Source organism: Pontibacter sp. CAU 1760, assembly GCF_054482735.1.
The window spans coordinates 11,722-35,585 of the sequence record NZ_JBTLRL010000008.1 but is presented as its reverse complement, the minus strand read 5'-3'; the positions used below and the strand labels follow the sequence as shown (position 1 = coordinate 35,585).

General features: G+C 50.6%; 25 protein-coding genes. 15 read left to right on the top strand and 10 right to left on the bottom strand.

What is annotated here, in order from left to right; all coding sequences use genetic code 11:
- Nucleotides 1–100: 100 nt before the first annotated feature.
- Entirely contained in the window at nt 101–913 is an 813-nt protein-coding gene (locus ACXYMU_RS12605; protein ID WP_458986757.1) for a hypothetical protein, read from the top strand.
- A 115-nt stretch (nt 914–1,028) separates the two neighbouring features.
- Nucleotides 1,029–1,523, top strand: coding sequence for an META domain-containing protein (locus tag ACXYMU_RS12600; RefSeq protein ID WP_458986756.1), 495 nt, complete (start codon nt 1,029–1,031; stop codon nt 1,521–1,523).
- Nucleotides 1,524–1,619: 96 nt separating this feature from the next.
- On the opposite strand, the gene ACXYMU_RS12595 is transcribed toward ACXYMU_RS12600, so the two are convergent.
- Entirely contained in the window at nt 1,620–2,045 is a 426-nt protein-coding gene (locus ACXYMU_RS12595; RefSeq protein ID WP_458986755.1) for a helix-turn-helix domain-containing protein, read from the bottom strand.
- Between the two features lie 727 nt (nt 2,046–2,772).
- Between ACXYMU_RS12595 and ACXYMU_RS12590 the strand changes: the two genes are divergently transcribed.
- Both ACXYMU_RS12590 and ACXYMU_RS12585 read left to right on the top strand, forming a co-directional pair.
- Nucleotides 2,773–3,054: a hypothetical protein gene (locus ACXYMU_RS12590; RefSeq protein WP_458986754.1), complete on the top strand. Its 282-nt coding sequence runs from the start codon at nt 2,773–2,775 to the stop codon at nt 3,052–3,054.
- Nucleotides 3,055–3,361: 307 nt separating this feature from the next.
- A complete protein-coding gene (locus ACXYMU_RS12585; protein WP_458986753.1) occupies nt 3,362–3,625 on the top strand; it encodes a hypothetical protein in 264 nt (87 codons plus the stop codon).
- A gap of 72 nt (nt 3,626–3,697) precedes the next feature.
- On the opposite strand, the gene ACXYMU_RS12580 is transcribed toward ACXYMU_RS12585, so the two are convergent.
- Nucleotides 3,698–3,985: a GNAT family N-acetyltransferase gene (locus ACXYMU_RS12580; protein WP_458986752.1), complete on the bottom strand. Its 288-nt coding sequence runs from the start codon at nt 3,983–3,985 to the stop codon at nt 3,698–3,700.
- Between the two features lie 171 nt (nt 3,986–4,156).
- On the opposite strand from ACXYMU_RS12580, the gene ACXYMU_RS12575 reads away from it, so the two are divergent.
- The 5 genes from ACXYMU_RS12575 to ACXYMU_RS12555 all read left to right on the top strand — a co-directional run bounded on the left by ACXYMU_RS12575 (nt 4,157) and on the right by ACXYMU_RS12555 (nt 11,063).
- Nucleotides 4,157–5,389 carry a multidrug effflux MFS transporter gene (locus ACXYMU_RS12575; RefSeq protein ID WP_458986751.1) on the top strand — a complete coding sequence of 411 codons (1,233 nt, stop codon included), beginning with the start codon at nt 4,157–4,159 and terminating at the stop codon, nt 5,387–5,389.
- A 154-nt stretch (nt 5,390–5,543) separates the two neighbouring features.
- A complete protein-coding gene (locus ACXYMU_RS12570) occupies nt 5,544–7,049 on the top strand; it encodes a gluconokinase (protein WP_458986750.1) in 1,506 nt (501 codons plus the stop codon).
- 117 nt (nt 7,050–7,166) lie between these two features.
- Nucleotides 7,167–8,483: a gluconate:H+ symporter gene (locus ACXYMU_RS12565; protein WP_458986749.1), complete on the top strand. Its 1,317-nt coding sequence runs from the start codon at nt 7,167–7,169 to the stop codon at nt 8,481–8,483.
- A gap of 329 nt (nt 8,484–8,812) precedes the next feature.
- Entirely contained in the window at nt 8,813–9,346 is a 534-nt protein-coding gene (locus ACXYMU_RS12560) for a gluconate 2-dehydrogenase subunit 3 family protein (RefSeq protein WP_458986748.1), read from the top strand.
- A 4-nt stretch (nt 9,347–9,350) separates the two neighbouring features.
- Nucleotides 9,351–11,063, top strand: coding sequence for a GMC oxidoreductase (locus ACXYMU_RS12555; RefSeq protein WP_458986747.1), 1,713 nt, complete (start codon nt 9,351–9,353; stop codon nt 11,061–11,063).
- A gap of 88 nt (nt 11,064–11,151) precedes the next feature.
- Here ACXYMU_RS12555 and ACXYMU_RS12550 read toward each other — a convergent pair whose 3' ends face one another.
- Both ACXYMU_RS12550 and ACXYMU_RS12545 read right to left on the bottom strand, forming a co-directional pair.
- Nucleotides 11,152–11,391 (bottom strand): DUF3820 family protein, encoded by a 240-nt coding sequence (locus ACXYMU_RS12550; protein WP_458986746.1) that lies wholly within the window; start codon nt 11,389–11,391, stop codon nt 11,152–11,154.
- 5 nt (nt 11,392–11,396) lie between these two features.
- Complete coding sequence (locus tag ACXYMU_RS12545; protein ID WP_458986745.1) at nt 11,397–11,870, bottom strand: GNAT family N-acetyltransferase; 474 nt, start codon at nt 11,868–11,870, stop codon at nt 11,397–11,399.
- 255 nt (nt 11,871–12,125) lie between these two features.
- Between ACXYMU_RS12545 and ACXYMU_RS12540 the strand changes: the two genes are divergently transcribed.
- Nucleotides 12,126–12,932, top strand: a complete 807-nt coding sequence (locus ACXYMU_RS12540; RefSeq protein WP_458986744.1) for an NIPSNAP family protein — start codon at nt 12,126–12,128, stop codon at nt 12,930–12,932.
- A gap of 275 nt (nt 12,933–13,207) precedes the next feature.
- On the opposite strand, the gene ACXYMU_RS12535 is transcribed toward ACXYMU_RS12540, so the two are convergent.
- Both ACXYMU_RS12535 and ACXYMU_RS12530 read right to left on the bottom strand, forming a co-directional pair.
- On the bottom strand, nt 13,208–14,056 hold the full coding sequence (locus ACXYMU_RS12535; RefSeq protein WP_458986743.1) for a sugar phosphate isomerase/epimerase family protein: 849 nt from the start codon (nt 14,054–14,056) through the stop codon (nt 13,208–13,210).
- 46 nt (nt 14,057–14,102) lie between these two features.
- Nucleotides 14,103–15,632 (bottom strand): TolB family protein, encoded by a 1,530-nt coding sequence (locus ACXYMU_RS12530; RefSeq protein ID WP_458986742.1) that lies wholly within the window; start codon nt 15,630–15,632, stop codon nt 14,103–14,105.
- A 399-nt stretch (nt 15,633–16,031) separates the two neighbouring features.
- Between ACXYMU_RS12530 and ACXYMU_RS12525 the strand changes: the two genes are divergently transcribed.
- The 3 genes from ACXYMU_RS12525 to ACXYMU_RS12515 are packed head-to-tail and all read left to right on the top strand — an operon-like array spanning nt 16,032 to nt 17,761.
- Nucleotides 16,032–16,544, top strand: a complete 513-nt coding sequence (locus ACXYMU_RS12525; protein ID WP_458986741.1) for a hypothetical protein — start codon at nt 16,032–16,034, stop codon at nt 16,542–16,544.
- 6 nt (nt 16,545–16,550) lie between these two features.
- Nucleotides 16,551–17,312, top strand: coding sequence for an LVIVD repeat-containing protein (locus ACXYMU_RS12520; RefSeq protein WP_458986740.1), 762 nt, complete (start codon nt 16,551–16,553; stop codon nt 17,310–17,312).
- A gap of 11 nt (nt 17,313–17,323) precedes the next feature.
- Complete coding sequence (locus ACXYMU_RS12515; protein ID WP_458986739.1) at nt 17,324–17,761, top strand: hypothetical protein; 438 nt, start codon at nt 17,324–17,326, stop codon at nt 17,759–17,761.
- Nucleotides 17,762–18,137: 376 nt separating this feature from the next.
- On the opposite strand, the gene ACXYMU_RS12510 is transcribed toward ACXYMU_RS12515, so the two are convergent.
- The 3 genes from ACXYMU_RS12510 to ACXYMU_RS12500 form a co-directional block, all read right to left on the bottom strand.
- Nucleotides 18,138–19,109, bottom strand: a complete 972-nt coding sequence (locus ACXYMU_RS12510) for an aldo/keto reductase (protein ID WP_458986738.1) — start codon at nt 19,107–19,109, stop codon at nt 18,138–18,140.
- A 245-nt stretch (nt 19,110–19,354) separates the two neighbouring features.
- Complete coding sequence (locus ACXYMU_RS12505; RefSeq protein WP_458986737.1) at nt 19,355–19,975, bottom strand: hypothetical protein; 621 nt, start codon at nt 19,973–19,975, stop codon at nt 19,355–19,357.
- Nucleotides 19,976–20,037: 62 nt separating this feature from the next.
- Nucleotides 20,038–20,748, bottom strand: coding sequence for a hypothetical protein (locus ACXYMU_RS12500; protein ID WP_458986736.1), 711 nt, complete (start codon nt 20,746–20,748; stop codon nt 20,038–20,040).
- A 150-nt stretch (nt 20,749–20,898) separates the two neighbouring features.
- On the opposite strand from ACXYMU_RS12500, the gene ACXYMU_RS12495 reads away from it, so the two are divergent.
- Nucleotides 20,899–21,498 (top strand): pseudouridine synthase, encoded by a 600-nt coding sequence (locus ACXYMU_RS12495; protein ID WP_458986735.1) that lies wholly within the window; start codon nt 20,899–20,901, stop codon nt 21,496–21,498.
- Between the two features lie 80 nt (nt 21,499–21,578).
- Nucleotides 21,579–23,006 (top strand): glycoside hydrolase family 30 protein, encoded by a 1,428-nt coding sequence (locus ACXYMU_RS12490; RefSeq protein ID WP_458986734.1) that lies wholly within the window; start codon nt 21,579–21,581, stop codon nt 23,004–23,006.
- Nucleotides 23,007–23,094: 88 nt separating this feature from the next.
- On the opposite strand, the gene ACXYMU_RS12485 is transcribed toward ACXYMU_RS12490, so the two are convergent.
- Nucleotides 23,095–23,586 (bottom strand): DUF4168 domain-containing protein, encoded by a 492-nt coding sequence (locus ACXYMU_RS12485; RefSeq protein WP_458986733.1) that lies wholly within the window; start codon nt 23,584–23,586, stop codon nt 23,095–23,097.
- Nucleotides 23,587–23,864: the final 278 nt, after the last annotated feature.

The following is a 23,864-nucleotide window of genomic DNA, read 5'->3' as shown; positions in this document are numbered from 1 at the left end:
TATCACAGCAAGTATAAAAGAGAGAATTGATGAAATCAAAACGTTGAACGCTCAGGTTCGTTAAAAAGCATAGTTTTAACATACATAAGCGAACAACACTATGGAAAGAGACAACAGAGATTATAACGACAACATCAGAAACCAGCAAAACCGCAGCGGCAACAGATTCCGTGACCATAACGAAGAGAGCTTTGAGAATTACCGCGACCGCTACAGCGACCGGGGCAATTATTACGGCATGCGCAACGAAGATGCAGCCTACCGCAATGTAGAGAGTTCCGGATTTGGCTCTGATCGAAGTTCAGAACGTAATAGAGGCCGCAGCAATCAGGAGTATCATTACGGCGACCCTAACCCTTATATGGACAACGAGCGAAACGGTGGGTATGAGCGCACCCGTGGCACCGGTTGGAGAGACAACAACGACCGCTATAACCATTACGACAGCAACCGCGTCTCAGACAGGGACCACAGGGGCAACGACCGCTACAGCCGCCAGGATAACAGCTATGAGTACGGGGACCACGGCAGTGGCAAGCGCTACCGCGACTTTGGACGCGACGAGGGACGAACCTATAACCCAGACCGTAACCGGGGCTACAACATGGCCACCGAGGACAGCTACTACGACCGCTCGGACTTTGACAGAAGCCCGGAAGACAACAATTACCGTGGAAGCAGAGGTGACCGGGAGTATGACAACTGGCGAGACAGCAGCAGAGACCGCGATGACTACCGCTACAGTGGGCGCGTACAGCGCACCGGCAGTGGCCAGTCCTACGGCAGCGACCGCCCGTCTAACAGCGACGGCGACCGCACCAGCAGCCGACAAAAACGAAGCGGTTTCTCAGGGCCCGACTACTCCAGTCACTCATCCATCAGCAGTTATGGCAGTGGAGAATACCGGGGATAACTTCGCATAGAACTTTACGAAAAGCCCACCGCAACGTGGGCTTTTTGCTGTTAAAGCCTATTTGACCTCACACTTACACCGGCAATTTTTCGCTATAAAACCAAGAACTGATACGATGAAGATGCTATCCGACAAATTTTATACAGCCTTATTGCTGCTTTTCATAATGGTGGGAACAGCCTGCACCATGCAGCCCCGACGGGGCGACACGGCAGGCGATACCATTCAAGATGCCTACTGGGTGTTGCTGTCCCTGGAAGGGAAGGAAGTGGAAATGCAAAACGATATGAAAACGGCTTACCTGCGCTTAGAGGAAAACGAGAACGACGTGAGCGGTTTCACGGGCTGTAACCGCCTGTTGGGTAATTATACCTTAAGCGGCACACAACTGAGTTTCTCAAAACTACGCTCGACGCGGATGGCCTGCCCCGACATGGCTACCGAAAACAAGCTGTTGGAAGTGCTCGGGCAGGTTACCGCTTACAATATTACGGGAGACCTGCTGACACTCTACAATGGGCAACAAGTGGTTGCGACTCTCAAAACCGGCAACCCGGAGCTGATGCAGCAGGAAATAGAAGACAGGCCAAGCATCAAGATTGTGGATTGATACCCTGGCTTGAAAAGGTATACAAACTAAAAGCTCCGGCTCTGTACTCGTATTGGTTTAAGGCGGGAGCTTTCAGTTTGATGCAGTTGTAGGGTGTTACTTCGACTGAGAAGTCTTTATAAGCAACTCGTTGAAGTTCTCCAGCAAAGCAATGTATTTGCGCTGCAGCTTTACGAGTTCCTGCTCACACTCCTTCATGTTGTTGGGCTTATAAGGTTCCTGAGGCCCTCCATCAAATGGGAGCAGCAGGTTATTGTTAGCAGGTGCCTGGGGCTTAGGAGCTTCTTTCTTTACAGTTTTACTCAAATGCGGGTATTCCTGCGAAAAATCGTGGTGGATCACCTCGCCCAGCTTTAGTATAAAGCTATACGGAATGCTTGCCTCCTTGAATTTATTATAAAGCGTTTTACGGCTTATACCCAGTTTTTCGGCCACTACACCTACGGCCACACCACTCGCCTTGATTGCTTCTTTTATCGTTTCGCCTCTGTGCGTGCTTGTTTTTATCTCTGTCTGCTGCATGTTACCAGTATGTGTAAGGGAGTTTATATTTACAAATATAGGTAACCAGTATGTATGATTTGTGCATGTGGACAAATTTTACACGCCTGTAAATGCAGGGAAAATGTAAAAATTGTTTAATTAACTTAAAATCAAACAGTTGAAGACTGGCATTGCAGCAATCAGGAGGGTAGATTAGGGAATTATACACACCTTATCCACACGGATGGCTTTGCATATGTATAAGTTTAGTCGTGGTTTTTGCCGTCGGCAGTGTTCTAGCCCGCAATACATCGTTATTTCCAAATCTTACTTCCCGAATCAAGCCAATAAGAATTCAGCGGCAACCGTGAAGAAATTTATCATTCAGAAACGAAACCAGCGGGCAAGGAGATCAAGACCATTCTCGCAGCATCTTAAATCCTTTCAGGAAGACAGAAGAGAGTGGCTTTATATCCGCCCCCTGCAGCGGATTAGTTTTATACATCCTTACGCGTGTAGTGTTTGCCGGGCAACAGGTAATAACAGGTTAACTGAGATTGTTAGTCGTGTGGGTTACCTACATACAGAAGCAAGATTAGATTGGCAAACAGCATCTATATTAGTGCAAGTAAATTGCATTTATAACTTAACGACTAATGGATAAGGATATCCAAAGTAAGGTGCGGAATTTTATGAATATTGGGTAAACTATACGCTTGAAATCCGTATTCCTAGTAATCTGAAATTCTTAAATATTGCCTTAGTTATGTTGAAAACCAGCGCCAAAAAGGCCGTAGAAGACGTGCTAAGCATTGCACTCGGTGAGAAGGAGTCACAGGAACTATACTACAGCATCTGCAATTACCTCATCGACCATGACGATACTTGCTATATAGGCGTCATCCGGTTCAAATACACGTTGCTTTGTGATGGCATTGATAGCCAGGTAAGCGATTATTTTATCATGGAGTACATGTTAGAGAAGATGCGGAAAAAGCACCCGCTCATGCTGCTAGCCCTGACCAATATCGTGGTCAGCAAGTCCTAAATAATATTGCTATTTCTTTATAAACCAGCCTATACAAGTCAACTACTTCACAAGCTTTAACAGCGCTCTAAATAAGCGTATTCCTTCAAAGCTACTTTCTTTTGCCCATTAACAGATTCCTAAAACAGGAGCGGATGATTGCGAAGATAGTATGATTATACCCACCTCAGGATAAAATAATAAGTATAAACACGTATTATAGCAAGTATTTGTAACCAAGTCCTGCCTTTAGAGTTCAAGTACTTAGCAGTCGCTTGATTGTGTAAACATGTATTGGGCTATTAGCACAGAACTAAACGATTACCAAATGAATGAGTTGAGAGAATTTTCGGTGAAGCTGTTGGCCTGCGATTTCATTGCTTTAACACCTGTGAATGAAGACCGGATGTATTGTCGCTTCTATTTGGATAAGCTCTATAAGGACAGAATGATCATCATAGAACCCGTTTTGTTGAAAGACTTGGCACTGCTGTGCAAAGTAGATGAGATAGTAAAAGACGAGGAACTGAACGCCCTTAAAAATAAATACAGCCACCTGGAAAACCTAGTCTCAGGAAAAACTACCCATTAGAAATTTTGCCTGTAAACGGCTTAACCAACTTTCAGAATTGAGGTCATCCCGCCAAGTAATTACTGCGGTGGCCTACTTATTTGCCAGTAGCTTCTGGTACGCTTCGTTCTTTTGAATGTACTTTGCTACCATAGGGCAGGTAGCCACTACTTTTAAGCTGTTAGCTTCAGCATACTCCAACCCGGTTTTGACCAGTTTATTTGCCAAGCCTTGTCCACGCTCATCGGGTGGCACAAAGGTATGCGTAAAATCAATTACCTTATCTTCAGGGCGCGCGTAAGCTAATTCCGCTTCCTCACCGCCGCCTGTTTCTATCGTGAATTGCTGGAATTTCTCTTCGTGCTTCACTTCCATACTCATGTCGTTTGGTTATAGATGAGGTAGAGCAAGGCATTCGCTGGAAGGCTTATACCCCGGTGTCATCCTGATTTGTGATTGATTACTACGCGGCGGCAGAATAGTTACGGTAAGATTAAACTATAAATCAATTCTGGTGTTAATGAATGTCGTAACTTTGAATCTTTTTACAACATGACGCGCAAACAATACCTCACGCTTATCCTCATTTTAGGGGCGCTGGCCACCATCAGCCCCTTTTCGATAGATATGTACCTGCCGGGCTTTCCGGCCATTGCCAAAGACCTGAACACTACCATTGAGCAGGTGCAACTCTCCCTAACCAGTTACCTGATAGGTATAGCGGCGGGGCAATTGCTCTACGGTCCTCTGCTGGACCGGTATGGGCGCAAGAACCCACTATATGTCGGCTTGGCAGTATACATCATCGCTTCCATAGCCTGTGCTTTTACGACCTCTTCCGATGCCCTTATCCTGATGCGCTTTCTGCAGGCGCTTGGCGGCTGTGCCGGTATGGTGGCCGCGCAGGCGATGGTCCGCGACTTGTTTCCGGTGAAGAAGACGGCGCAGGTGTTCTCCACGATCACGTTGGTAATTGCCGTTTCTCCGATGATAGCGCCCACTGTCGGCGGTTACGTGACGGCGGTTTTCGGTTGGCATTACGTATTCCTGATTCTGGCTGCCATTACGCTCCTGATCATGCTTAGCGTGCATTTCGCGCTTCCAGACGGAAAACAGGCGGACACTTCGCTTTCGCTACGCCCACAGCAGGTACTCCAGAATTTCCATATGGTGCTGAAGCAGCCCCAGTTTATGGTGTATGCGCTGGTGGGAGGGGTGGCAACGGCTGCGCCTTTTGCCTACATCGCAGGTTCTGCTAACGTGTTCATGAACATCTACAAGGTGAGCGAGCAAACCTATGGCTGGATTTTCGCCTTTCTGGCCTTTGCCATGATCGGCTCCACGCAGCTAAACCACGTACTGCTCAAGAAATTCACCAGCCAGCAGATCATCAACTTTACGCTTATTTACCAAAGCATGGTGGGGCTCCTGCTGGTGGTTGGCATCTGGTATGGTTGGTATAACATGTATAGCCTCATTCTGCTGATGTTCGTGTTCCTGACAGGGCAAGGGCTGACAAACCCCAATGCTACGGCTCTGTCTCTGGCTCCGTTTTCGCGTTACGCAGGAAGTGCAGCGGCGTTAATGGGCAGCTTCCGGATGGCGATGGGTGGCCTGATGTCGGCGGCGGTAAGCGTGTTCCACAACCAAACGGCCCTGCCGATGGTGGGCGTGATGCTTGCCTGCGCCTCCGGCGGACTCATTATTCTGCTCATCAGCAAACGGAATGTTCGGTTTGCCGCTAGCCAGCGCATGGTAGAAGAAGATACATCCGTGGTGATGTAAGCCTTCCGGTCCTGCCTGAGCAAAGCCTCTGTTGTCAGCAACAGGGGCTTTGTTTTTAGGTGCTTTCCGGTTTTATTTCGATACATGGATTAATCTCCCTATTTTAGAAGCTATACCCGCCTGAACAGGGCGCACACTTAAAACATCACCCCACATGAAGCAGCTTTCTTTCTTAGGAATGGATATCGGTACAACCAGCACGAAAGCCGTGGCTTTTGACTTGAAAGGAAACCAACTGTACCGCGCTGCCGAAGAATACCCGCTCATCAGTACCCGGGCAGCGTTTGCCGAGCAGGACCCTGAGGTGGTGCTGCAGGCTGTGCTCGATGCCTTTCGGGTAGTGGCTGCACAGCTCAATGCCTCTGAGGAGTATACCCTGGCTGGCGTGTGCTTCAGCAGTGCCATGCACAGCCTGATTGCCGTGGATGCCGAAGGTCAGCCGCTGACGAATTGCATTACCTGGGCCGACACCCGCAGCATGGAACAGGCCATCGCGCTGAAAGAGAGCGTTATAGGGCATGATATTTACCTGCACACGGGCACGCCTTTGCACCCTATGTCGCCGCTGCCCAAACTGCGTTGGCTGAAGGAGCACGAGCCCGCTGTGTTTGCCCGCGCGGCAAAGTTTATCGGCATCAAAGAGTATGTTTTTTACCGCCTTTTCGGTGAGTTTAAGATCGATTACTCCATTGCCTCTTCTACTGGCCTTTTTAATATTTTCGATTTAAAATGGCACGCTGATTCTTTGGAGATGGCTGGTATCACTCCGGAAAGACTCTCAGACCCGGTAGCCCCGACCTATACTTTCCGGAACATGCAGGCTGCCTATGCCGAGTTGCTGGGCGTGCCGGCGTCGCTGCCTTTTGTGATCGGGGCCAGCGATGGCTGCCTGGCAAACCTGGGCGCGCATGCCGTGGAACCGGGCGAGGCCGTGGTCACCATCGGTACCAGCGGCGCCGTGCGGGTAATGGCCGACAAGCCGGCCACCGACACCAAAGAGCGCATCTTCAGTTATATCCTCACCCCAGACCGCTATGTGCTGGGCGGTGCCGTGAACAACGGTGGCGTGGTCCTGCGCTGGTTCCGTGACAATTTTTACACAACGGAAGCTGCTGTGGCAATAGCAGAGGATAAAAACTTCTACGAGCTCCTGAACCAGAAAGCCGCCGCAGTGCCCGCAGGTGCTGAGGGACTGGTGTTTCTGCCTTACTTGCTTGGCGAGCGGGCACCCATCTGGGACCCTATGGCACGGGCCTGCTTTTACGGGGTGCATTACAACCACACCCGCGAGCATTTCCTGCGCGCCCTGATGGAAGGGGTGATTTTCGGGGTATACAGCGTAGGGCGTGCACTGGAACAAACGGTTGGTGCGGTCAGCACTATTTATGCCAATGGCGGCTTCTCCCGTTCCAGGTTATGGGTACAGATGCTGGCCGATGTGTTCAACGTGGAAGTGCATTTAACAGACACGCATGAGGGCTCTGCGCTCGGAGCCGCGATCATGGGCATGTATGGTTTGGGCCATATAGCAGACCTGGAGCAGGCCAAAGCGATGGTTCGGATCAAAGAAACATTCCTGCCAGACCCGTTGCAGCATGCGAAGTATATGCAGAGCTATGCTATCTTCGAGGCTTTATACCCCCGCCTCAGGGGCAGTTAAGCCCTCGGCTGGCAGCACTTGCTTTCAGGAAATTCAGGTTGTATAAAATATTATCTATATATTAAGGGATAGTATAACATTTCCTAACTCCTTCCATCAAAGTATTTAACCTGCATTATGTCGCTATTTATTGTTTTGCTCGGCGTTATCGCGCTTTTAATTCTAACGCTGGTCTTTCGGATTAATGCCTTTATTGCCCTGGTGCTGGTAGCGCTGGGGGTGGGGCTGGGAGAGGGGATGCCGGTAAAAGAAGCGCTGGCCTCGTTGCAAAAAGGTATAGGCGATACGCTGGGTTCTCTGGTCCTGATCCTGGGCTTTGGGGCGATGCTGGGCAATTTGTTATCGGAGAGTGGGGCAGCGCAGCGCATCACCTATGGTCTGATCAAACGTTTCGGGAAAAAGAACCTGCAATGGGCCATGGTGCTGACGGGCTTTATCGTGGGCCTGCCCATGTTTTACAATGCCGGTTTTGTCGTGATCATTCCGCTGGTGTTTGCGGTGGCGGTGTCGGCGGAGCTGCCTTTACTGTACGTGGGTATACCGGCCGCAGCAGCCCTTTCGGTTACGCATGGTTTTCTGCCGCCTCATCCGGGCCCAACGGCCATTGCCGTCATTTTCGGTGCCGATATTACCTTAACCCTGCTGTACGGCCTGTGCCTGGCAGTGCCGACTATCATTGTGGCTGGTCCCATTTTCACTCGTTTCACAAAGAAAATCAAGACCGCTCCGCCGCAGAACCTGTTCGTCATCAAGCCGCTGCCCGAAGAGCAGATGCCGGGGTATGGCGTTAGCGTGTTCACAGCCCTGGTGCCCATTGCCCTGATGGCTACTTCGGCGGTGCTCACCATTTTGCTGCCCGAAGGCTCGCCGGTGCGCAACCTGTTTGAGTTTATTGGAGACCCGGTGATGGCCCTGCTTATCTCGGTGCTGGTAGCCATTTATACCCTGGGCCTGAAGCGTGGCCGTGATATGCCCGATGTGATGAAAATCTGCACGGACTCTATCGGTGGCATCGCCATGATCCTGCTTATCATTGGTGGGGGCGGTGCCCTGAAGCAGGTGCTAGTGGACAGTGGCGTGGGCAACGAGGTGACAGCTATCATGAGCGGTACAAATTTGTCGCCGCTTTTCCTGGCCTGGCTTATCACGGCGCTTCTGCGCGTAAGCCTGGGTTCGGCTACGGTTGCCGCCATTACGGGTGCCGGTATTGCCCTCCCGCTGGTGGCTAGCACAGGCGTGAGCCCGGAGTTGATGGTGCTTTCTATCGGGGCAGGGAGCCTTATGTTCTCGCACGTGAATGACCCTGGCTTCTGGATGTTCAAAGAATACTTTAACCTCACGATTCCCCAGACTCTGGCCACCTGGTCGATCATGGAAACACTGGTGTCGGTGCTGGGGCTTTTAGGCGTGCTGCTCCTACAAATGGTGATCTGAACAGGCTGAAAGTAAATGCATGGGCTAAAGCAAGGGGTAGAGTTCGGGAGCCTTAGACAGATTTACACAGCAGGAACTTTTTGAGCCGGATACCGCTTTTAAGTGCAGAACATGGTACTAATTTCGCATTTATGTGTAAGTTCTTGCGCCATCCGGTAACACTTGCATTCTTTTCAGTAACTTATTCTTCCTTAGAGCAAGTATCTTTCAGAAGTCTTTAGTAGATTTAAGAGAAGAGTTTGCTAAATGGATTGAGCAGTAGGTTATAGCCGGTATAGCAAGCTTTCTCCAATACATATTCTGCCTGTGATTTTAAACGTTTTGCCTCAATGAATAGAAGAATAGTCATCAGAAACATGGCCCTGGCGGTTTCTGGCCTAGTATTGCTTCCGGGTTGTGACCTTGGGAGTAAAAGTGCCCTTACAGATGAGTTACAGCCATACCTCACCCCGAGCCAAGAGAGCCTGTTATCGCATATCGTGGATACGATTATCCCGGCCACCGATACGCCTGGTGCCAAGGAATTGAATGTGCCCATCTTTGTCCAGAAAATGGTGCTGGATTGTTATGAGAAAGAAGCACAGGACAATCTGGTGTATGGCCTGGATAAGCTAAAGGCCAGCACCAAGAAAGCGCATGGCAAAACCTTTGATAAACTGGCAACTGCCGAGCGGATTGCGCTGTTGCAGGCCATGGAAAAGTCGGAGGATGCCCGGGAGCAGGACTTTTACAGGACAGTAAAGGGCCTGACAGTGCGTGGCTACATGAACTCCGAATACGTGATGATGAACTTAACCAACTACCAGGCAGTGCCTGGCCATTATTATGGCTGCGTTCCGGTAGAAGCTAAACCCCTTACCTAAGATCATGGCAAACATAGGAAACAGTACCGTAAAAGACAGAACATACGATGCCATCGTGATCGGATCGGGCATCAGCGGCGGTTGGGCAGCGAAAGAACTGACTGAGAAGGGCCTCAGGACGCTGGTGCTGGAACGAGGAAAAGACGTGCGGCACATAAAGGATTACCCTACCGGCACCAAAAACCCGTGGGAATTTGAGCACCGGGGGCAGTTGCCCCTAGATGTTAAAAAGGCCAACCCTATCGTGAGCAAGTGCTATGCGTTTTACGAGGGCACCGAGCACTTTTTTGTGAAAGACGCGGAGCAGCCATACGTGCAGGAAAAGCCCTTCGACTGGATACGCGGTTACCAGGTGGGCGGCAAGTCGCTGCTGTGGGCACGGCAAACGCAGCGTTGGAGCGAGTTCGATTTTGAAGGACCAGCCCGCGATGGCTTTGCCGTGGATTGGCCGATCCGGTATGGCGACATTGCCCCTTGGTATAGCTATGTGGAGAAGTTCGCGGGCATTTCCGGTAACCGTGACGGTGTGCCGCAACTGCCCGACGGCGAGTTTTTGCCGCCGCATGAGATGAACTGTGTAGAGAAATTCTTTCAGAAGCAGGTTGCCAGTAAGTACAAAGACCGCCAGGTAATTATGGGCCGCGCCGCACACATCACCAAACCGCAGCCCATACATCTGGAGCAGGGCAGGGCGCAGTGCCAGCACCGCACCATCTGTGAGCGCGGCTGCCCGTTTGGTGGATATTTCAGCAGCAATGCCTCCACTATTCCGTGGGCGGCACGCACCGGCAACATGACATTGCGCCCTGATGCCGTGGTGCACTCTATCATTTATGATGATGCAAAGGAAAGGGCTACCGGTGTGCGCGTGATTGATGCAAATACCAAAGAGGAAATAGAGTTCTACGCGAAGATCATATTTGTGAATGCTGCTGCGCTGAACACGAACCTGATCTTGCTGAACTCCACCTCCAACCGTTTCCCGAACGGTCTGGGCAACGATAATGGCCTGATGGGTAAGTATGTCGCTTTCCATAACTACCGGGCACGCGTTTCGGGCGAGTATGAAGGGGATTTGGACAAGACGACAGACGGCCGCCGCCCAAACAGCCCCTACATCCCGCGCTTCCGCAACTTGCACAAGCAGGAAACAGATTTCCTGCGTGGGTATGCCGCCGGGTTTGGTGCCAATCGCAACACCGTCAGGAGCCAGGATGGATTAGGTGCCGACCTCAAAAACAGCTTACTCAACCCAACCTTGGGTGGCTGGTCGGTAGGCTCGCACATGATGGGAGAAACGATTCCGAAAGAGAGTAATTACGTGGCTTTAGATCCAACCAAGCAGGATCCGTACGGAATGCCGCAACTCAAGATCTCCATCGATTATGATGAGAATGACGAGAAAATGACCCAGGACTACATCGAGCAGATGACCGAGATGTTTACCTTAGCTGGTTTCAAAAACATACAGGCTAAGGACTCAAAGCAAGCGCCTGGCCTGGACATACACGAAATGGGTGGGGTACGCATGGGGCATGACCCAAAAACATCATTGCTGAACAAGTGGAACCAGCTACATGCCTGCAAGAACGTGTTTGTGACGGATGGCGCTTCCATGACATCCACCTCCACGCAAAATCCTTCGCTGACCTATATGGCTTTCACGGCGCGCGCCGTTGATTATGCCGTGAATGAGATGAAGAAGATGAACCTGTAAGGCTTGTCTCGAGATCGGTTGATTACCATATCAATAAAAAGCAAAAGAGCCGCTGCGTACTGCAGCGGCTCTTTTGCTTTCATGTCTGCTAATAGCGTCTCTTCCTGCGAAGCGGATCTAGCAAGTACATCAAACCATTGGTCTTAATCTCGAAGATAGTAGCTAGCTGCATCCCGAGTTTGCCTGCTGGAAAACCTTTTTGCTGAAACCACTCGAGGTAAGAAACCGGCAGGTCGCAGAATAACACGTCCTTATACTTACCGAAAGGCATTTTCTGTGTTACCAGGTCCAGCAGGATGCCCGAATCCGGTTGTGTGTATTCAGCCATCTGTATTACAAGTTATTATCCGTTGTGGGTGCAGGCTTGGTCATTTCGATGTGGTCGATGCCATCCTCATCGTATACTGCACCGCTCTGCACAAACCCAAATGGCTCATAGAACTTCTTTGCGTACAGCTGTGCCCCGATCTTGATAGCGCCCTGGCCATACAACTGGTAGCAAGCCTCTATCGATTCATCCAGTAAAGCTCTGCCGACACCAGTGCCACGCACGTCCCTACTTGTCAGGATACGGCCGATGGACATTTCGGAGGGGTAGGCGAGGCCCGGCGGCACCAGGCGCGAATAGGCTACTAGTTTGTCCTGTGCATAAAGCAGCAGGTGTTGGCACTGCTGGTCTTTGTTGTCGAGGTCCAAAAATACGCAGTTCTGCTCCACCACAAACACATCGCTCCGCAATCGGAGCAGGTCATAGAGTTCGTGCGGAGTAAGGTAATCGAATGCTTTGTGAATGATCTTAAAATCCATGCTTTGGTATAAATGCTGACTTTTACCGGGAAGAACCAGGCTGCCGCTAAGGCCGGTATAAATTTCAGAAACAAAGATACGGTAGCAGTTCCAGACATACTACCGTATAAGCCGTAACTCCATCAGACTATAATCAAGCGGGGAAAAGGTTTACCAATGTATAAACACTGTTTATTGCTTTTTCACTCAATTTCTACTATGTTTTAGCCCTTAACTTGATTATATTCAACCTTTCACACATACTTCTCAAAATATATGCATCTCAAAACGAAGAACATTTTTGCCCTCTGCCTGCTGGTACTTTGGGTAGCCGCTGCCTTGCCCGTATTCAGCCAAAGCGCGAAGCCCGGCTTTTATGCGCTGAAGGTATACCACCTGAAAGACAAGAGTCAGGAAGAGCGCCTCGACAACTATTTGCAAAAGGCTTATTTGCCAGCCCTCCACCGTGCAGGCGTTTCTAAAGTAGGCGTTTTTAAGCCGGTGGAAGATGCTGCAAAGTCAAAACCCGATTCAGCCGGGAAACAGGTATATGTCTTCATCCCGTTTACGGCTCCCGATCAGTTTTTTAAGCTGGATGATAAACTGGCGAAAGACAAGCAGTACGCTACTGCCGGGAAGGAATATTTTGATGCGCCTTATGACCAGCCGCTTTACAACCGTTACGAGATCACGCTGATAGAAGCGTTTGCTGGGATGCCAGGGATATTTAGCCCGAAGTTCAGTTCTGCGCCATCCGAGCGCGTGTATGAGCTGCGAAGCTACGAGTCAGCTACCGATAAGCTGCACCTTAACAAGGTGTCGATGTTCAACAACGGAGAGATCGATATCTTTAAAAAGCTGAACTTCAACGCGATTTTCTACGGCCGCGTGCTCGTGGGCGACAAAATGCCGAATCTGATTTACATGACCTCGTTCGAGAACATGGCGGATCGGGACAAAAGGTGGAAATCCTTTGGGGCTGACCCGGACTGGAAAAAGCTGAGCGCGATGTCGGAGTACGCCCATAATATGAAGCACGCTGATATTTTCCTGCTCCACCCAACTGCATACTCTGATTTATAAAGCATTCTTTCAGGTTTCATAGAAAAGAACGCCTCCTACTTTTCCACGCCCAGGGCGGAAATCGTAGGAGGCGTTATAGGTTAAAAACCCTTTCAAGGCACTCCACAGGCTTACCGGGCATAGTGCGATCGCCATGTGCCCGTGATTGGGCTAATTACACTATAGCATGCCACGGGCGAAAACGCTCACGTCATAGCTACAAAGGCAATCAAGCAAAAAGGGCCAAACGCTACTGTGTACCGTTTGGCCCTTTTTTTTATAGAGCGCACAAGTGGCTACATGCTGAGTTTTTTCAGGTAGTTGTAGTTATGCTGCACGCTGGCCATCGGCTCGCCGGCGTATTCTTCCTGCTCCACAAAAAAGTACTTCATCTTCGACTTGTTGGCGTTCTGCAGCATTTTCTTGATGTCGATGGCGCCCTTGCCAAACTCGGTGCTATGCTGCTGAGCACGGTTCATGTCCTTAAGGTGCCACAACGGGAAGCGGCCCGGGTATTTATTGAAGTAATCCACCGGGTCGTTGCCCGTCAGAATCACCCAACCCAGGTCCATCTCCATCTTCACCAGTTCCGGATCCGTTTGCTCCAGCAGCACGTCATACAGTACCTTGCCATTCTCCTTTTCAAATTCGTACTCGTGGTTGTGGTAGCCAAACTTAATACCCACTTTCTGGCAGTCTTCACCTGCTTTCGAGAACATATCCGCCACCCGCGTGTAATTAGCCACTGTTTGTCCCTCAGCAGGCATGGAAGAACAGATCAGGTACTCCTGCCCCGTTTCTGCGGCGGCCTCTACGGTGCGTGCCCAGTCTTTGTCGAGGGCCACGTGGCCACTGCGCAAATTCATACCCAGGTCTTTGGTGATCTTTTGGATTTCCCTAGGCTGCAGACCATAGTATAACCCCTTTTGGCTTCGCGCCGACTCCAGTTCTTTATATCCGATCTTAGCTAACTGCTTCAGCGTGCCTGGGGCATCAGCCAGCATCTCGTTGCGCACCGTGTAGAGCTGGATGCCCACATTTTTGACCTCCGCCTTGCCTGCTGCTCTTGCTGCGAGGTTAGGGAGGAACAATGCTCCAAGGGCCATGGCACCAGAGCTTTTCAGAAAATCACGTCTCTTATTCATGTTGTTTTGAGTCTTTGTGGTAATGCGTTCAGGGAGCAGTTATCCATTACTTTATTTTTTCCTGTGGCAGAACCGTGTTGCTGATAAAGGCTACCTTTTTGCTGTCCGGGGACCAAGAAGGGGTGTTGATGGTGCCTTGGCCGCCATACAGGTAAGCGATAACCTTCGGCTCTCCGCCAGTCACTGGCATCATGCGCAGATACACATGCTTGTAAAACGGATGGTCGCCGGGTTCAACTTCCTCTTTCAGGAACGATACAAAAATGATCGACTTCCCGTCTGGCGATACATGCGGAAACCAGTCGTGGAAATCGCTGTTGGTAAGGGACACCTGCTCACTGCCGTCGGCTTTCATGCGCCAGATCTGCATGTCGCCGCTGCGGTTGGAGTTGAAGTAGATGTACTTGCCGTCAGGGGAATATTCCGAACCGTCGTCCAGCCCCTTGGTTGTGGTCATGCGCTTTTCCTTGCCTCCTTTAGAGGGAACAGTATAAATATCCCATTCACCGTTTCGCTCTGCCGTGTAGGTAAGTGTTTTTCCGTCCGGCGACCAGCCGTGCAGGTAAGAAGGACCTTTTGGCGTAATCTGCTTAGGTTCTCCGCCAGTAACAGGCAAGGTATAGATGATAGAGCCGCCCAGTGCCTCCACACCACTGCTGATGCCCAGCATCTTACCATCGAATGAAAGCACGTGGTCGTTGTTGTTATTGGTCACGCTGCCGGTGTTTAATTGCTTTGGCTGGCGGGTGGCCAAATCGAAGGTGTAAATTAGGCCATCGCTGTTGTAAATCAGGGTCTTATTGTCCGGGGTCCAATTCGGGGCCTGCAGAGATTTGGGGGAGGTATAAATAATCTCCCGATCGCCGGTGTTCACATCCAGAATTTCGAGGTTGCTGCCCAGGTACTCGCGGTACTGCACCAAGTCATCTGGGGCAGGCACCGTGAGGCGCACATCGCTAAAAATGCCCTTCTCCAGCACATCCTTGTTGTGCGAACCCACAAACAGGCCCACGTACACTTCATCACCCAAGTTCAGGTTCGTTACTTCCTTTGTTTCAAAAGGCTGACCGAATTTAGCCACACGCATGGTATAGGTATTGCCTTTGCGCTCCAATTGGATCACGTCGGCACCAGTCAAATCCGCACGGATTTCTTTGGTACTGTCGCCTTTGGCTTCGCGGTACTGTAGGGATGTCAACCCATCGCCGTGCACTGCTACATTAACGTGTGGGGAGTTTCCTGAAAGGTCCTTGCGAACCATCCAGCCCACTTTGCGGTGCGGGTCCACGCCTTTGCCCACGAGTTTCGCGCGGGTGTACAGGATAAAATCACCTGTCATGCGCTTATACAGGTAGTGGAACTCGTCATGGTCGAACCACACGTTATAGCCCGATCCGGCAACTTCATACTGCCGGGTTTTCTGATCAAATTTTGCAGCACCGGGTTTTAACACTTTTCCAATGTCCGTGTTCCCCTCAAATACACCTAATTGCTTTTGCTGGGCAAAGGCTGCCAGGCTACACAGGGTTAGCAACATTACGCTCAGGAGAAGCGCACGACTGATAATATCTTTCATGTTAATTTAAGTATAAGTGATTGCTCATTTTATTTATTTAAAATATGAAAAAATAAGCAAAGCCCCTTCATCTTTTATTAAAATATTGATGAATGATAAGAATGTATTGGTTTAAATGGCAAGAAACCCTTTTATGAAGGTCAAGCTAATTTGATTATGGTTTGAAACATACGCACCGGGCCGGAGATATCGGCATGAAGGTTAGGTTTTACCTATAGCTGGATTCTTTCAGATGGGCTTCGCGGTACATCTTGATGCTATATCCTTAGCCTGACATCACGGTGTACTTAAACTTGAGCTAAATTGTGTTATTTGATTCTAAAATAAAACAATTAGTCTTGTGGGGACCGGATTATAGCTTAACTTTAATACACATTGCCAGCCCTGAACAAAGCCTCTATGAAAAAGATAAAACCACACCTCCTATTGGTATTCGCGATGGGAATGCTGACGGCGTGCTGGGAAACGGCGTCTCCCCAGCCGCTGTCTGCTTACCAGCCCATTCTCATGAGCAGAGCGCAGTTGGAATCCTCTATCAAAATGCTGGCGCCGATTCCGATTAGCGATGCAGGCAAACTATACAAGTACGGTGCGTATGTGCTGGTAAATGAGCGCTACAAGGGCATTCATCTAATCGATAACCGCAATCCCTCGGTCCCCATCAAGTTGGGATTTATACAGGTGCCGGGCAGTGTAGACTTTGCTGTGAAAGACAACGTGCTGTATGTTGACAATGCGGTGGATCTCGTCGCCATCGATATCAGCGATGTGAACGCGCTAAAAGTCCGGAAGCGGGTACGGGAAGCGTTTCCGCCATTGCTCACGCCTGATGCCCTGGGCTGGTACTACGACCGGGCAGGTGCGCCAAAGGATGCTGTGATTGTGGGTTGGGAATTAATAAAACCAGAATAACAGCGCATGAAAAACCGAACCAATTTACTTGTTCTTCTGGTGCTGGCGGCGTTTGTGCTCACAGCCTGCCCCGACGGTGGCTCTTCCCCTTCAACTGATTCTTCCTCAGGAGGCACGCAGGGGCAGGGCGGCTCCATGGCCCGATTTGCCGTCAGCGGCGACTACCTTTATACCGTGGACCAACAAAGCCTGAACCTTTTTGACATCAGCGACCCGGCAGATCCACAGAAAAGACACCGGCTGCCGCTGCAGACCGGTGTCGAGACAATCTTTCCGTTTCAGGATAAGCTGTTCATTGGCACCATGCGGGGCATGTACATCCTGAGCATCGAACACCCGGAAACGCCCGAGGTATTGTCGTTGTATGAGCACGTGACCAGCTGCGACCCTGTGGTGACGGACGGCCGGTATGCCTACGTAACCCTGCGAACCGGCAACACCTGCACCACGGCCGTTAACCAGTTAGACATTGTGGACATAGAGGATTTCCGGGCCCCATTCCTGGCAAAGCCATACCCCATGACCAACCCCATAGGACTCGGCATAGATGGTGGGTTGCTTTTTGTGTGCGATGACGGCCTGAAAGTATACGACGCCACCGATGTGATGAACCTGAAGCTAAAGCACCATTTTCAGATCAACGCCTATGACGTGATTCCAGATAACGGCCAGCTACTGGTGGTGGGCAGCGACGGACTGTATCAGTATAACTATACCGGTCATACAATTAAGCTCCTCAGTAAAATCGACATCACCCCTGAGCCTTAACTGATAAGCTTATGGCAAAGAGATTTATAGTATGGGCACTATCAGGGCTGGCATTGCTGCTTTCGGGGGCTGCAACTGCGCAGGAAGTCACGCCAAACCCACAGCCGATGAGCCTTAAATTCAGTCCGCAGCATCTGATTTTCGGCGGGCTTCATTTGGATATAGAGAAAACCCTGATCACAGACAGTTTGCAGAGCCTGCTTCTATCGCCCCGCTTCTACAGCGGCCAGACACGAGCCCTCGATCAGTTTACGGGCCGCAGCCGCGAAGAAGAAGATGGTAGCAAGGTGATGGGGTATGGGCTGGAAGTACTGCACCGGATTTATCTCTCAGAGCTATCTCACGAAGGGAGCTATTTTGCATACGGCCTAAATTACCACCACTTTAATGTTGAATTCGAAAAGAAAGGGTGGACCCAGCAAATTGATGCGCAAGGCCTGGAGACATAGCACTACCGTTACCGGCCTTTCAACGAAAAAATTAACCGCTGGGGAGCTACCGCCTTGATTGGGGTGCAACGGCCACTCAGGCCCAGGCCACTGCTGATAGATTTATACATAGGTTTTGGTTACACCATAAGTAGCAGCAATCCCAACTACAGCAGCAAACGGTTTGATGTGAATGCCTATGATTTTGGGTTCAGCGGCATGCGCGTGTTAGGTGGGCTGAAGCTTGGGCTTCTCTTATAAATAAAAAGCCATTCAACTGTAACGATTCCAATCAAAGCGTAAAGCAACCAGCCACCAGGGTGTGGCAAAACAAACAGCCCGGCCCTGATTTGCATTGGGGCCGGGCTGTTTGCTTATACCTGTAAGGTGTAGCGGTTTACTGCGACCACTCGGTAGGCTCGCGGTCCCAACGGTGCTGCTTCAGTTCTTGTAAAAGGTCTTTGGGTAAGCCTTTGCCGTCGCTTGCGCTCAGGTTCGACTTCACGTGCTGCGCTTTGCGCATACCCGGTATGGTGGTGCTCACATCGGGGTTGCTCAGGATAAAGCGAAGCGCCATTTCCGGCATGGTCATACCCTCTGGTACCAGCGGCTTCAGGCGGTCGGCGTGCTCTACGCTGGAATTCAGGTTTTCGGGCACAAAGTAGGTGCTGCGCCAATCATCTTCAGGGAATGTGGTTTCCTTTGTGAAGGTGCCGGTCAGGGTTCCTTCGTCAAACGGTACGCGGGCGATGGTAGCGATGTCCAGTTCCCTGCACAGCGGGAACAACGTGTCTTCCGGTGCCTGGTCGAAAATGTTATAGATCACTTGCACACTACTGATATGGCCGGTGCGCAGGGTGTTCAGCACGTTTTCAGGCTCCCAGCGGTTCACGCTCACACCCATGTGCTGAATTTTGCCGTCGGCTTTCAGTTTCTCCACGGCACGCTGCCACTCCTCGTTCTCGGCCCAGGCATCCTCCCATACATGAAACTGCTGCAGGTCGATGGTTTCCACCCCCAGGTTCTTCAGGCTTTTCTCCGTGTATTCGATGATGTGGTCTGCCGGGAAACAGTCTTCCAACTTGAAATCGGGTTTGGATGGCCACGTCATGTTCTTCGGCGGGATTTTGGTGGCGATGTAAAGCCGCTTCTCCGGGTGGCGCTTTACTAGGCGGCCCAGAATCTGCTCGCTCTTGCCCGCGCCGTAGCCCCAGGCTGTATCGAAAAAGTTACAGCCGCCTTCCACGGCTATATCCAGGGAGCGGTCCGACTGCGTGTCATCCGACTCCGTCCAGCCTGCCATACCCCACATGCCATACCCAATCTCGCTGACGTCCCAGCCTGTTCTTCCAAATCTTCTATAGTTCATAGTTTTCTGTTTAAGTCTACTAGTAAATATAATAAAACCTTCTAAAGGTTTAGATAAAACGGTTTAGTAAATTGGTAAATGCCCTAAATCATACGTGGCAAACTGTGAGATGACAAGTGCTCCTGATTTTTACAGTGTGTTCCAACAGCTCATGAAACCTGGGAGGGGGTTAATAGACCCGTTAAACGCGAAATAGGATGCGCTGCTGGTAAAAACCACTTCAAACACTAATATCGGGGATTATTTTACTCTTTGCTCCTGGCAAGCGGGTAACCGACTCCCACGGTAATGCTGGCGGTGTTGAGTGGCTGCTTGTCGTTTATACGGTTACCCTGTGCATCCACGACTTCAAACCCAGACTGCGTATTTAGCAAGCTACCGCCAATATCAAGCACAACTCTGTTTAGGGTAAACTGCACACCGCTGCTCAGGCCAAACATCAGCGCAATAGCCGTGTCCTTTTCTCGCTTGATAGTGCCAAAACGGGTTTCCACTAGCAAGGAAGCCGATCGGTTAAAAGCCCCACCCACACTGCCGCGCAAATAATAAGCAGTTTTGGTATGGAGTGGTACCTGTAACTGCACGTCAGCCAAGGCATAGGCAGTGCGCCAACCCGTGCTCTGGATGCTGATGACCAGGTCGTCATTGTCTTTTGCGAAGGCATCTTCTTGGAAGGGATTACTGCGATAGCCCGTGGTTGCCCCAAGCACCAGAAGAGGCCGGACAGGATGGGTATAACTCAGCTGTACCAGCAATCCTTCCGCAGCAAAGGCCGGTAAGGTATCATCAAAACGGGTTTTTGAAAAATCGCCGATCGGGTAAGCGGAACCTAACCGGAGCGAAAGCATAGCGGGGGCGGTAGGCATATCTTGCGCTGTGGCTACCTTTACAACACAGAGTACAAGCAGCAAAAGAAACAAATTCCGCATTAGTAGCTTAGTTGGTAGGTTAAATGCTGCCCTGGTGCCAGCAGCAGGGTGTCTTGGGCTGTTGTTCGCACGCCATTTTTTGTCCGGTAGGTTTCTACTACAACCGGTTGCTCTGCAGGAACATCACGTTCCACGCTTTGTGACGTATTAGTGCTCCAATTTACTACGCCACCCACGCAGTTGCTTCTGTTGATGCCAGCCTTGTAAGTGATAATGGTCGAGAATGCATCTCCGGAAGAGATGGCCTCTCGGTTTTGGAGTTCAAGTGCTAGAGTGGCCCTGCGTGGCAATACATAGTTTCTTACCAAGGTAGTGTCGCGAGGAAGGTCCCCAGCCATATAAAATGCAGGCTGGCTTGCCCCGCAGGTTATAAACTTGCCCTCATCTATAGCGGTTTCTATAAATATTCTGCCATCCACCAACTCGTCATCGCGCAGCAAAAAGCGAAGCTCGTAATTTCCGTCAGCATCAGTTTGAGTCACAGCCTTTCTGCGCACAGTACCCCCGCTTAACTTCGGCAGGTTCACATTGCTCCAGGTGGCTTCGAGTTTTATACCCGACAGTGGAACCGTGCCATTCGCAGTAGCGATGTTACCCTTAATCACAGTACACGACCCAGGGCAGTACTTGCTGATAAAATCGTTTTCTTGTGTGACGCAGCTGCTTCCTAGAAGCAGTAGGAGAGAGAGGTACAGGGTGTAAGTTTTCATGAGGATCTAGTGGGTTTGGATGGTATAAATATAATGTTTTTTTGATGTAGGATGCGCTCTATATCTCCCGGCTAGTGTGTGCGCGCAAAGGCTTTTGTAAGTATGATACTCTGCCTGTACCTTTGTGCCAGTTTTATACCCCACCTGACCATGCACCGTCATTTCATCCTTTTTAAACCTTATGGCTATGTCAGCCAGTTTATCAGCGAAACCAAAAAGAAAAAAGTGTTGGGGATGCTGCATGATTTTCCGGAGGGCACGATGGCCATTGGCCGCCTCGATGAGGCCAGCGAAGGGCTACTGCTACTTACCACCGACGGGAAGGTGAGCGAACTGGTGCGCAGCAGCAAGGTAGAAAAGGAATATTATACCCAGGTGGATGGCATGGTTACGGACGAAGCGATGCAGCAATTGCGGGAAGGCGTCGAGATCAGGACGGAGCAGGAACTATATCTCACTAAGCCCTGCGTAGTCCGGAGGTTGGGTGAAGCACCTGATCTGCCGCCCCGTGCTCGCAAGATACGTGATGAGCGCCATGGACCTACCAGTTGGATAGCCATCACTTTAACGGAGGGCAGAAACCGGCAGGTGCGCAAAATGACCGCCGCTGTCGGCTTCCCAACGTTGCGCCTGGTGCGCGTCCGTATCGCGGACATCACTACAACAGGTATGTTGGCAGGTGAGGTGCAGGAAGTAAGCCGGTTTGAATTGGGGCTACCCATAGAAAAGCACTTGCAGGGAGCGCAATAAGTCTTAAATTTATACCAGTGGGCATGTTAAAAAAGTGATTCCCTATAGCCCGAATGGAATTTCCACCATTTATACCTGGTATGCAAAACAAAATAATACAAGTCATTATAGCTGCTGCATTGCTGGGAACAGCTTTTGTTGCCGGATGCCAGCAAGGGCCTGTTCAGGCAGTAACAGAGGTCCCAACTGCCGAACTATGGCTCACTACGCCAGATCAGGCAAAGCGCTTTGAGCGGCAGGCGGCAACCATTTCTTTCAAAGAGAGCCCGGCACAAGGCACCACCATCGTCCTTAACGAAGCTGAAACCTACCAGGAGATGGACGGCTTTGGCTATACCCTGACGGGCGGCAGTGCCATGCTGCTGCACCAGATGTCGCCCGATGCCCGGGCCGCTATCCTGCAGGAACTGTTCGGCACCACAGGCAACAGCATTGGGGTGAGTTACCTGCGCCTGAGCATCGGGGCCTCTGACCTCGATGACCGGGTTTTCTCCTATAACGACCTGCCTGCCGGCGAGTCAGACCCTGAAATGCAGCGCTTCAGCCTGGCCCCGGAGCAAGCGCATCTCATTCCGGTTTTGAAAGAAATCCTGGCAATCAATCCGGGTATAAAGCTGATGGGCTCACCCTGGTCGCCACCCACCTGGATGAAGACCAATAACAACTCGAAGGGTGGCAGCCTGAAACCGGAATACTATGATGCCTATGCCCGCTACTTTGTCCGTTATGTACAGGGGATGGCCGCCGAGGGTATACCCATCGATGCCATTACGGTCCAGAACGAGCCACTGCACCCCGGCAATAACCCCAGCCTGCTGATGCTCCCCGAAGAGCAGGCCAATTTCATCAAGCAAAGCCTTGGACCCGCGTTCCGGAAAGCAGGCATCAAAACGAAGATCATTCTTTACGACCATAATGCCGACCGCCCTGACTACCCGATCACAATTCTGAACGACCCGGAGGCCAGACAATATGTCGATGGGTCTGCCTTTCACCTGTATGGCGGCAAGATCGAGGCGCTCTCCGAGGTGCACGCGGCACACCCCGACAAAAGCCTCTACTTCACGGAGCAATGGATCGGGGCACCCGGCAATTTCCCGGAAGACCTGGCCTGGCACGTGAAAAACCTGATGATATTGGCGCCCCGCAATTGGGCCAGAACAGTGCTGGAATGGAACTTGGCCGCTGACCCAAATCAGAATCCCCATACCCAGGGTGGTTGTACCAAGTGCCTCGGCGCTATTACGATAGATGGAGATGCGGTTACCCGCAACCCGGCCTATTATATTGTGGCCCATGCCGCCAAGTTTGTGCGCCCAGGCTCGGTGCGCATCGGGAGCACCATGCCCGACAGCCTGCCTAGCGCAGCCTACAAAACCCCAACTGGGCAAACAGTGCTCTTAGTTATGAACGAGAGTGCACAAAGCCAGAATTTTCAGATACGGGAGGGCGAGAAAGCAGCATCTGTATCACTTGCCCCAGGAGCCGTAGGAACCTATGTATGGTAATTTTATGTAGGCGCAAAGCATAAAAAAAGCGATGGGCTCACAGTGTATACCGGGAGCCCATCGCTTTTTTGTGGGATATGTGAACAGCTTACTGTGCTGCATGCACTATTCTGCGGATCTCAACCTGTAGGTCTTCATCCTGCTCATACGCTTTCATGATCGTGTCGTATTTCTCCATGGTCAAGCCCTCGCCCTCAATGGCCTGCTTGATCTTCTCTTTTGTCTCAGGCTGTAGTTTCACGATGGCCTGCGCGGCATTACTAAAAGCCGCGATTTCCTCAGGGTTTTCTGCAACTTCCTTCAATTTTTTCTCACGATGGGCTTTAGCCATCTCATTGAAACGGTCCACCGTCAGTTCTTCTGCCTCGATAGCGGCGATCAGTGACTCGCGGCTCTCCTTCTGGATTTTAGTAGCTTTGGTGTTAGCGGCTACAAAGCTTTTCAGCTCCTCTTGAGAGAATGGGCTGTCATTTTGCTCCTGCGTAGCGTTACCTTGGGCGGTAGTTGTTTGTGAAAAAGCTGCAGGTCCGAAGCACATAGATGCCACTACAACAGCGGCTACAATACTCCCTTTCTTCATTGATACCATAATGGTTTGGTTAGGATTGGGTTAGAAAATAGATTTAGTACATATACCTGCCATCGCGGAAAATATAACAGAAACAAGCGAAATAGTTGCCGAGTGATATTTCCTGCACAAGCACACGTAGCTAAAGTTACCCAATTACGATGCCAAAGTCAAACCAAAAGTGCAAAAAGCTCCGGATTTATACCTGCTGATTATGTGGTTAAACTGAGTTAATTTGGTAGTGCGTGCTGCACAGGCATCATGTTTTTGTGATAAATCTCATGGCGGAC